This window comes from Acinetobacter sp. LipI_19 (genome assembly GCF_058242925.1).
On sequence record NZ_JBZAYK010000001.1, the window covers coordinates 226049 to 237097 of the forward strand.

The following is an 11049-nucleotide window of genomic DNA, read 5'->3' on the forward strand; positions in this document are numbered from 1 at the left end:
ATAATTTACAACGCCAATCCATATTCAGGGATGAATAAAATGCCTAGACCAATTACTGCTGTCATTCATCAGGATGCTTTGTTGCATAACTTGAATGTCGCCCGTCAATTTATGCCACAAAGTAAAGTTTTTACCGTGGTCAAGGCCAATGCTTATGGACACGGTATTGAGCGTGTCTATGATGCATTCAAATCCGCAGATGGTTTTGCTTTGTTAGATATCGATGAAGCAAAACGCCTAAGAACATCGGGATGGACAGGTCCAATTCTGCTCTTAGAAGGTATTTTTTCAGCAGATGATTTATTGGACTGTGAAAAGTATCAATTAAGTTTTAGCCTACATAATGAAGAACAAGTGAATTGGCTAGAACAATTTCAAAGCCAATCTCTCAAAGACAATCCAGCACAGACTCAATTCGATGTATTTTTAAAAATGAATACAGGAATGAATCGCCTTGGTTTTAAAGCTGATGCGTATCGCGCAATGTGGCAAAGATTAAAGCAATTCGAGGTGGTGAAATCTATCACGCATATGATGCATTTTTCAGATGCAGATGGTGAGCGTTTGGGGCAATCTGGGATTACCTACCAGCAGGCTATTTTTGAACAAACCATTCAAGATTTAGACGGAGAGCGTTCAGTTTCAAATAGTGCGGCCATTCTCCGACATTCACAAGATTTACGTTCAGATTATATTCGCAGTGGGATTATGCTGTATGGCAGTTCTCCTGACTATCCAACACACTCAATTCAAGACTGGAATCTTAAACCAAGCATGAGTTTACGCAGTGAAATCATCGCAATTCAAGATTTACAGCCGAGTGAAACAGTGGGTTATGGATCTAAATTTACTGCAACCCAAGCCATGAAAATCGGAATCGTGGCATGTGGTTATGCAGATGGTTACCAACGTATTTCGATGGATGCACCAGTATTGGTCAATTCTGTACGAACACAAACTATTGGTCGTGTCAGTATGGATATGTTGGCGGTTGATTTAACTCATATCCCAGATGCGCGAGTTGGAAGCGAAGTGGTACTTTGGGGACAGTCTTCAAATGGAACTGTACTGCCGATTGATGAAGTTGCAGCAAGTTCTGGAACCGTAGGTTATGAGCTCATGTGTGGTGTAACTGCACGGGTAAATTTTAAAATTTCAAAATAAGGACATCAACATGTCAAACAACGTTCAACACCCAGACATTCAAAAACTCAACAGCAATCAAGTAATGAGTGCAGTCACCATTTTCAATAAAGTGGTTTATTTGTCAGGCCAAGTTCCTAAAAACACCCAACAGGATATTATTGGTCAAACTCAAGAAATCTTAGCAACGATTGATCAATTATTGCTTGAGGCAAATACCGATAAATCACGTTTATTGTCTGCGCATGTCTACATCAAAAATTTAGATGATTTTGCAACTTTTAACACCATTTGGATTGATTGGTTAGAAGGTTGTGTTGCTCCATCTCGCGCAACAATTCAAGCTGATTTGGTTAATCCAGATTGGTTGATTGAGATCGCAGTTATTGCGGCGCAGGCATAAATTAACCGCTTGTCATAAAGTAGAATTGATTATTGTCAACAATTAAAGCAGTATTTGCCCCGAATTAAAGCTGGTCACATGTAAACCATGTGGCCCAGTTCGCGTTAGGTAGAACAATAGAACGGGAATGTTCTTATGCCACAAGCGGGTTTTACCTCCAAAAAATTGTCAAAAAGGATATTTTTATGACAACTTCAAGCCATTCAGATGACGTACCATCGTCGCCAAATGAGCTACAACGGAAATTATCCAATCGTCACCTACAATTAATTGCGATTGGTGGTGCAATTGGTACTGGCTTATTTATGGGTTCAGGGAAAACCATTTCCCTTGCAGGCCCTTCAATTCTGATCATTTATATGATCATTGGTGCAATGTTCTTTTTCCTGATGCGCGCATTGGGTGAAATTTTACTTTCAAATCTGCACTACAAATCCTTTATTGATATGGCACATGACTTAATTGGTCCGGGTGCTGGCTATTATATTGGCTGGTCATACTGGCTCGGTTGGATCTTAGTGGGTATTGCGGATTTAGCTGCAATTATTAATTATCTCAATTTTTGGCTTCCTGACGGAACCGCCTTTACCCCCATGGGACAAGCCTTAATTAGTGCTGGATGCGTACTCTTGGTATTGGGAATTAATCTCCTCACAGTAAAGTTGTTTGGTGAAATTGAGTTTTGGTTTGCTTTGATCAAAATTTTAGCCATTGTTGGATTGATTCTTATTGGTGGCTATATGGTGTTGAGCCATTTCCAAGCACCGACAGGTTCAGTTGCAAGCTTTAGCAATGTCTGGTCGCATGGTGGCATGTTCCCGAAAGGGGCAAGTGGCTTTTTAGCAGGTTTCCAAATTGCCTTGTTTGCTTTTGTCGGTGTCGAGCTGATTGGTACTATGGCGGCAGAAACCAAAGATCCTGAAAAGAACTTACCTAAAGCGGTCAATGCGATTCCGACCCGTATTATTTTGTTCTATGTATTGGCACTCTTTATCGTGATGTCGGTAACCCCTTGGAATGAAATTCCTGCGGATCAAAGCCCATTTGTCACATTGTTCCTACATGCTGGTATTGGTGCAGCAGCTGTGATTATGAACTTGGTGGTTTTATCCTCGGTAATGTCATCGATGAACAGTGGTGTATTTTCAACCAGTCGTATGTTGTTTGGATTGGCTAAAGAAGGGCAAGCACCGACTAAGTTGGCTGAGCTGTCTAAACGCGCCGTTCCTGCAAAAGGTTTGTTGTTCTCTTGTGGCTTTATTATGGCAGGTGCAGCACTACAATATTTTGTTCCAAATACCGTCGAAGCATTTACCTTAGCCAGTTCTTTATGTGTGATTTTATTCATTAGTATCTGGAGTATTATTATGGTGTGTTATATACGCTACCGTAAATTACGCCCAGAATTACATGAGAAATCAAACTTTAAAATGCCAGGTGGTGTATGGATGTCTTATCTTGTTTTGATCTTCCTTGCCTTTACTTTGGTGATTTTAAGTCTTGAGCCTGATACTTTAAAAGCTTTAATCATCAGCCCGTTGTGGGTGATTATTTTAGCGGTGACCTATCAAATGATGTATAAACCGCGTATGAAAAAACGTAATCAACAGCTTTAATGTTGAATATTCAATTGATCAGGAGATGGTGTTAGATCATCTCCTGAATAACTATGATATGAAAAATTTTGATATAAATTAACTCTAAAAATTAAACGCTTAGATTAAATATAAAATGCTCAAGTTTTTGGTTTTATCCGTGATTGATTACATAGATTAAATGTAGAATTTAACAAATTATTCAAAATAAAATACTGAAATAAAAATAAAAAACACGTTTAATAGCATCATTTATGATAAGCAATAGCAGATATGCGCAATAACAAGATCGATCTCTTACGTGGAATTTCAATTTTATTGGTCCTTCTCCACCATTTTAATATTCCTTATAAACTGCATGACACATTTCTAGGTATACAGATCTTTGGAGAAAGCTTAAGTACTTTAATTGCCCGCAATGGTAATTATGGAGTGACTTTATTTTTTGTGATTTCGGGTTTTTTAATCACTCAACATACTTTACAAAGAAGTGGGACACTTGCACAGATTAAACTCAAAGATTTCTATATTCGCCGTATTGCCCGAATTATGCCTTGTTTGGTCCTACTGGTGGTGCTGGTCACAGTACTGGGTGCAATGGGGTTAAAACCCTTTCTCAATCAAGCGCCAAACGGTATTGAAGTTTCTTACGGCTTAACTGTATTTTCTGCTTTTACCTTTTGGATGAATATCCTAATCATTGAAAATGGCTGGGTGAATTATGCGCTAGGCGTGCTATGGTCTTTATCTGTTGAGGAAGTCTTCTACTTAGCATTTCCAATTTTGTGTGTTGTATTAGGCCGTGGTAAAGGGTTTATTATATTTTTATTGGCAATCATCATTTATGCACCTTATTTCCGTTCATTGCATTTTGCTGAGGAAAGCGGGGCTTATCTTTATCATTACTTCTCAAGTTTTGACGGAATTGCGATTGGTTGCTTAACTGCTTTAATGAATCAGCGGATGGGACAAAAAATTCAGGTTTCCAAAATCGTGGTTCCAATCATTGTCGTGTTGATAGCAGCTGTTTATTTATATGCACCAATCAAAGAGGTTAGTACGTGGGGAATCAGCATTTTTGCCATATTGTCAGCAATGCTGATCTTCTGTTTTGCTCAGAACCCACACACTGAATCTCGCTCTATATTGTCAAAAGGTGTAGCGTGGATTGGGCAACGTAGTTATGAAATGTACTTATTTCATTTGATTATCTTGGGTTTATTTAAAGTTTTTTATTTTCCTCAAGAAACCTTAGCTGTTGAAAAATTAATGCTATTGCCAATTTATTTTATTGCTGTTTTTGTATTGAGTTGGGCCATTGAAAAGTATTATTCAACACCGATGAATGCAAAAATTAGAAATTGGCTAATTAAGAGCCATTGAAAGAAATCCTATATATATATTGAGTTTGCACAAGCAAATGGTTATTCCGGAACGGATCTAATCGGACTTGATGTTGAGCGCAATAGAGTGATTGTGCATTGTTTAAGGTAATACAACTACTTTTTACATTATTGAATCGTGCATGCGCAAGGTTTGCTGTCCCCTACGAAAAGTGGGGCACTGCCAGCACAAATGAATTTAAACCTTGTATCTAAGATGTGGCAGTGAAGCCTCTATAAAGGCATGTATTAAGTGTTTTTAATGATATTGTTGATTAAGTTTTTATAATTTCATGTTGCTGAATTTATTAGAAAATTATTTAGGTGGGCCTGTAAATTACATCCAATCAATTAAAAACCTCCATTTAGGAGGTTTCTATCTACAATTTAAAATGTGGGTTTAACCACCACTAAAATCACCACTGCAAATAAAATCAGGGTTGGCATCTCATTGAAAAATCGCCAAAACTTATGCGATTTATAATGTGCATTGCCAATCAGTTTTTTACGGTAATAACCGCAGACAAAGTGGTAAATCACCAAAAGACCAACTAAACCGACTTTTAGATAAAACCATAAAGCTTCATGGTAATGACGTGTTGCATCGCCCCAGTCTACGAGAAAATGTGCGGTGATCAAAGTTGCGATCATCGATGGCCACATAATGCCCCGATATAATTTACGCTCCATGATCTCGAAACGCTGATGACTTAGATTATCATCGCTCATGGCATGGTAGACAAACAAACGCGGGAGATAAAACAGTGCTGCAAACCAACACACGACTGCAATGATATGTAAAGCTTTTACCCAAAGGAAAGCTTCTGAAGGAGCATCCATCAATTTACCCTTTTAAGGGCAGTGTGGGAGATGCCGATCATCCAAACTTATTATAAATTTGAATGATCAACAATTCTTTGTTTAGCCTTCCCATTTTTTAAAAATGAGACAAGCATTGACACCGCCAAAACCGAAACTGTTACTCATCACAGTATTCAATTTTGTATCACGTTTTTCAAGTACGATGTCATAACCTTTTGTGCCTTCATCTAGTTCTGTGACATTGATGTTTGGCGCGATAAAGTCATTTTGCATCATCAATACAGAATAAATGGCTTCTTGAACACCAGCAGCCCCCAGACTGTGACCTGTCATAGACTTGGTTGAGCTTAATGGTGGAACATTACCTTCACCAAATGCACGACCCATCGCAAGAAGTTCAGTCACGTCACCAGCAGGTGTTGAAGTACCATGGGTATTGACGTAGTCAATCTGATCCACGCCATGTTGTTTTGCTTCTTCTAAAGCCATCAAAATACAACGGGTAGCACCTTCACCTGATGGTGCAACCATATCCGCACCATCCGAATTTGCAGCATAAGCAACAACTTCTGCAAGAATATTTGCACCACGTGCTTGAGCATGTTCAAGTGATTCAAGTACAACAAAACCACCACCACCCGCAATCACAAAACCGTCACGGTCAGCTGAGTATGGGCGTGACGCTGTTTCTGGAGCATCATTATATTTAGAACATAGTGCGCCCATCGCATCAAACAATAAGCTTTGTGACCAGTGATCTTCTTCACCGCCACCCGCCAACATTAAATCTTGTTTACCTAATTGAATCAGGTTGTAAGCATAACCAATTGCATCAGCTGAAGTTGCACAAGCACTGGTGATTGAATGAGCAACACCTTGTAATTTGAATGCAACACCGACATTGGCAGTAATGGTGTTAGACATATTACGTGGTACGAAGAACGGGCCAATTTTACGTGCACCTTTTTCTTCTAAAAGTTTAACCATCTCTGTAACAGATGCAGTTGAGTTCCCACCTGAACCCCCTGCAATACCGTAACGAGGATTACCGCCCAGTTGCTCTGGTGTTAGGCCAGCATGTTCTACAGCTGCAAGTGCTGAATTGTAGGCATACATTGCACATACGCCCATGAAGCGTTTAAGTTTACGGTCAATACCATCAAAATCTTGTTCAGCTGCGGCACTGACATGACTTTTAAAATTAAGTTCTTCGTACGTTGAATTATGACGTGTCCCTGAAATACCATTTTCCAAAGAGTGCTTAACAGCTTCCAATGTATTACCGATACATGAGTTAATACCCATACCAGTGATGACAACACGACGGTTCATGCAAAGTCCTTTATTTTAGAATACAGAATGAATGTTTACATTTAAACGCGTTTACTTTTTTAGTTCAATGGCGAAAGATATTGATTCTTGTGCATCATTAAAAACCTTATATTGTATGCTCAAAAGTCAATTAAGTGGCTGAAAATAAATATATTTATTATTTTTATAATAATATGAATTCATGATGGATATTTACATCAATTAGGCAAAACCATCCATAAGCAGGACTAATTAGAGAGGGTTTGAAGCAGTAATTTTTGAAATAAATTTTAAATACTGGAATGAGCATGGTGTTTTATTGCCTATTGTAGAACGATGTCTGTATTTACATGCTGAATCGAATTACCCATATAACCGATATGATGACTATCAACAGTCATCATATCGGTTGCAATACAGCTGACATCCCCTGTAGCAAGTCTAAACAAAAATTCTTAGTCTTTATGAATTACCAAGGCGTTTTCTTTTCCCACTCTGGATCAAAACCTGATGTCGATGCAGCAACTTTTAAATAGTCTGCATAGCTCTCAGCCAATAAAATTGGTGGGATCTGTTTAAGTGGAAGTTCATTGTTATTCCAAGATCGACTGGCTTTTTTGCTAAAGGTGAGTTCATAAAGTACAGCTGGAATATTTTCCTCTGGTACATAACTTCCACTAAATGTAATTTCTACATCTATACCCAACTGTTTATAAGGTTTGGTATAGCGGTCAAATGAGCCACCATCTTCAATGCTGGCACGTTGATAGCCTAATTTGGTTACAACACCACGTAGGGTAAATGTGTCTGTAAGCCAGCCGTTATGATCCTTGATTTCAGTGACATTATCATCTTCAAGCTTTGGCAGGTGATGGGTCATCTGTTCAAATAAGAATTTGACTTTATAGTCTTTAAAATGTGCAATCCAATCTTTCGCTTCCTTTTCACCGACCAAAACCGCATGAGAAATTTGAATTTTACTGTCTGTGCAAAGCTCGATTTCATCATCGTCTAAATTCAGTAATGCACCATCATCACTTGGTCTAAAACTGATTTTTTCACCATTGGTTTTGATCTCAAGCCAAATCAGTTTTTGGATTAAGCGTCTCATGATTGGGTGGGCAAAGATATATTCTTGCCACTCAGCAACATTCCACTGACGTTCGCTACACATTGCCTCGTACAAACGACCTGTTTGCATATCAACGACTTGTTTAAACTCTTTTTTACTGGTACTAAACAGTGCTTTGGCTTCTTTGATCAGGCTTTCATCATCATTTTGGCGGGCAGCAGGTAGCGCTTTAACTTCTTTACCTTCTTCATTTTTAAGAATGAATTTATCTTTATCATCAACAATTGCACTAAAGTTACGTGAACCATATTGTAGCTGTAACACTCCATTTTCATCTAAACCTGCTGTTGGAATAGTGCGATCGGCCAACTCATCACTTGTCCATTGATTACGTTCAGCAATTTCAGCAACCAATGTGTTTGCAAGTGTTTGCACCGAAGCGGTACGGTAACGACGTGAAAGTGAAAGCAACAGTTGGATGATTAATGGATCATTACTGATCGATAATGCACTAATCATGGCTTCAATTTGTGAGCGACGAGGGTAGTGTTGCTTCATATAGTTCTGCAATTGTTTTACTGCGAAACTTCCTTGCGCATTGGCCGTCAGTGAAAGCATACCTTTACTTTTGATCGCGGAACCCAGATAAAGTCCTAAACGTTCGCGTTTAATCTCTTCAATCACTTCTTCTAAGGTGATGGTGCCGTATTTGGCATAATGTTCAGGATATTTTTCACCATAACGTTTGTATGAATCACGATAAGAACTCAGACGGCCAGGTGCTTCTGTGGTTGCATATTGTGTTGCTTCATCCAATGGTGTTTGTAAGGTATCTTGATGAATAAAACTGTGTAATAAATGATTGGCAAGTTGTACCTGATCTTTTTGATCGAGTAAGCCACTATAGCGTTGCAATAGGGCATTGGCTCTAGGCTCTTTCAATTTTTCAGCCAATATCACCCACCATTTGACAATTCTAGGGTCAACCTCTTTGCCATTCTGCCATTTCACTTTTGGCAATGTTTCAAAATCAAACCATGTAAAACTGCTTGAAAGTTTGCCTTTCAAACCGTCTTCTGCTTCTTTCAACAGCACTTCTGGTTTGAGATAAGCATTAATATCTTGCCCAAGCTTTTCCAATGCAGTTAAAAGTGCAGCTCGAACAATTTCTTTTTTCTCTTTTTTAAGTAAAGCATTCAGAGGTTTTACTGCATCCTGATTTTGTAGACGTGCCAACCATTCAATTGCGGTGATTCGAATGTCTTGTTTACCTGACTCTAAGGCCTCTATGGCACGTTGATGAATGTCAGGAAGATGTTGTAAGGTTTCTTGCGCTTCATAACGCAAACGCTTATTTTCACCCAATGCAAATTCGAGTAAACGCGGAATAAACTGTACTGGCAAGGATGGGAAGCATTTAAGTACAAAGATGGCATCTGATGGATTAAAGCTTTGGTATTCATTTTGTTCTAAAGATGGAGAAAGTCCCAATGCTTCAGTTAAATACTCTTGATTTTCCGCAAAAAATGGCCAAATTTTATCTTTCTCATAAATATGATCTTGTAAACTTTGATAATAGGATGATCCCGCTAGAATCCCTTGAGCAACTCGACGTTTTGGATTATTAAATTTTGCCGCATCCAAGGCCTGAACGATATGGCGAAGTTCATAATTGGCATATTCTTCAGGTTTAAGCATTTCAAATAAATTAGGCCAATAGATCCAATTCCGATTGCGTATCGCAATGATTCTCATGGCATGATTAATGGAAAATTCAGGATATTTTTTATATTTATTTTTATGGGTAATAATATTTTCAACTTGGTGTACATTTTTAAAAGATGCATCACCGTTCAGTTGGTCAACAATCGACGTTAAAGTTTGATGATTGATTTTTTTAAGTTGCTTTAAATGATCTTGAGCCCAAGTTCTTTTATAACTTGCTGTTTTATTCTCTTCAATTTCATCGGCAGCATTCTGTTCAGCTTTTGCCAAAATTTCTTGATAATTTTCTAAAATAACCTCGGTAAAACTTGCTGGAATTTTTTGTTCAACAAACGGTTGAAAGATTGGTGCTTCAAAATCTTGTTGTAATTGCGCAGTATCAACAGATCTTAAGCGTTGAATCGCCATTTGTAAGATTTGTTGTACAGATTTTTGTTTTTCCAGTTCAAATGCTTGTTCTAGTACAGTCAGGTTGTCAGCACCTAAACGTGCCAATAGATCTGCAGAGAAACCTCGTTCCTGACTTGAACCTTCCAATAGATTTTGATTTAAATATTTTTGGCTATCTTCTGGATTTAAATTCGTCAATAGACTGGTGGCTTTAGTACGAATAGTTTTAGATTTCCCTACAGAAAGTTTTACAATCAAGTCAGGGATTTGTTTGATCAATATTGTTTGTTTGGCGATATAGTCTAAAAAGTTTTCTTGTCCAATGATACTCAGTGTTGGAATAAGTTTTCTGAGTTGATCTAATCGGGCTGAAATGAAATCTTGGGTGTCCTTGAGTAATAATATTTTATCTAATTTACTAGAATGATAACTGTCGATATTTTGGCGTTCAAATAGATAAGGTAGCAGTTCATCGCCTAAACCCTGTTGATCACTTTCAAGTAAATCAAATAGTTTTTGTTGGGTCCAATTTTGCTTTAACAATTTATTCGGATCTGCTTCGCTAAAATGCTGGCTATCAAAAGCGGTAATAAATGTGTCTACTGTGAGATAAATAAACCAAGTGGGTACTTTTTCATAAATATTGGTAAAATTTTTCTGTTGTGTTGCAGCTTCAAGCACTTTGGCAAAACGAATGATTTGTTCAAACTCTAATTCTTCAAAGATCTCACCATAATAACGACGGCGTAGTTTTAGTGCTGCTTCAGCAAGCTTATTTTCTTTTTTATCCAGTGATTGATTGTTTTGAGGCCAGTACCAGCTATAGGTACCCGGCTTTCCCAGTAAAAGTAGTGCTTTTTCATTAGGGTATTGCTGTAATTTAAGTAATATTTCCGGATTTTCTCCATCCAAAATAAACAAAACCACATTTTGATCAAGTTGCTCTTCAATGACGGCCAAAGGCTGGAAAATATGGTAGAGCTTTTCAACTTTATTTTTTAGATCTTCATTATATTTTTGAATATGGTCATGATCATTGGTTGAGTTTGCTTGTTGTGCTTTAACCGCCTTATCCTCAGGCTTTAAAAACATCGACTCAATTTTTGAAAAAAGTTTATTTAACATCTGTATTCCTTTTGAGCAAATCGCTGTTGCTTTTCTATAGGCGCTAATACTTTAGGCTTTAATACTGTGCTTGGTAGTTCA

The 11049-nt window shown here is 37.9% G+C and carries 8 protein-coding genes; 4 read left to right on the forward strand and 4 right to left on the reverse strand.

All coding sequences use genetic code 11. The annotated features are described in order from the left end of the window. Positions 1-39 precede the first annotated feature (39 nt). The 4 genes from alr (at position 40) to AC4CVF_RS01130 (ending at position 4524) form a co-directional block, all read left to right on the forward strand. Positions 40-1164: an alanine racemase gene (alr, locus tag AC4CVF_RS01115; RefSeq protein ID WP_490788766.1), complete on the forward strand. Its 1125-nt coding sequence runs from the start codon at positions 40-42 to the stop codon at positions 1162-1164. Between the two features lie 10 nt (positions 1165-1174). Next, positions 1175-1546 (forward strand): RidA family protein, encoded by a 372-nt coding sequence (locus AC4CVF_RS01120; protein ID WP_336952061.1) that lies wholly within the window; start codon positions 1175-1177, stop codon positions 1544-1546. A 185-nt stretch (positions 1547-1731) separates the two neighbouring features. Beyond that, complete coding sequence (locus AC4CVF_RS01125; protein ID WP_004723666.1) at positions 1732-3162, forward strand: amino acid permease; 1431 nt, start codon at positions 1732-1734, stop codon at positions 3160-3162. A gap of 252 nt (positions 3163-3414) precedes the next feature. Next, on the forward strand, positions 3415-4524 hold the full coding sequence (locus tag AC4CVF_RS01130; protein WP_336952060.1) for an acyltransferase family protein: 1110 nt from the start codon (positions 3415-3417) through the stop codon (positions 4522-4524). Between the two features lie 386 nt (positions 4525-4910). On the opposite strand, the gene hemJ is transcribed toward AC4CVF_RS01130, so the two are convergent. The 4 genes from hemJ to AC4CVF_RS01150 all read right to left on the reverse strand — a co-directional run bounded on the left by hemJ (position 4911) and on the right by AC4CVF_RS01150 (position 10968). Beyond that, the gene (hemJ, locus tag AC4CVF_RS01135; RefSeq protein WP_004723664.1) at positions 4911-5363 is read right to left on the reverse strand and encodes a protoporphyrinogen oxidase HemJ; all 453 of its coding nucleotides are present in this window, start codon (positions 5361-5363) and stop codon (positions 4911-4913) included. Positions 5364-5444: 81 nt separating this feature from the next. Next, positions 5445-6677 carry a beta-ketoacyl synthase N-terminal-like domain-containing protein gene (locus AC4CVF_RS01140; RefSeq protein ID WP_336952059.1) on the reverse strand — a complete coding sequence of 411 codons (1233 nt, stop codon included), beginning with the start codon at positions 6675-6677 and terminating at the stop codon, positions 5445-5447. 302 nt (positions 6678-6979) lie between these two features. After that, positions 6980-7105: a hypothetical protein gene (locus tag AC4CVF_RS01145; protein ID WP_336952058.1), complete on the reverse strand. Its 126-nt coding sequence runs from the start codon at positions 7103-7105 to the stop codon at positions 6980-6982. Positions 7106-7125: 20 nt separating this feature from the next. Beyond that, positions 7126-10968 carry a DUF4132 domain-containing protein gene (locus AC4CVF_RS01150; RefSeq protein WP_419328216.1) on the reverse strand — a complete coding sequence of 1281 codons (3843 nt, stop codon included), beginning with the start codon at positions 10966-10968 and terminating at the stop codon, positions 7126-7128. Positions 10969-11049: the final 81 nt, after the last annotated feature.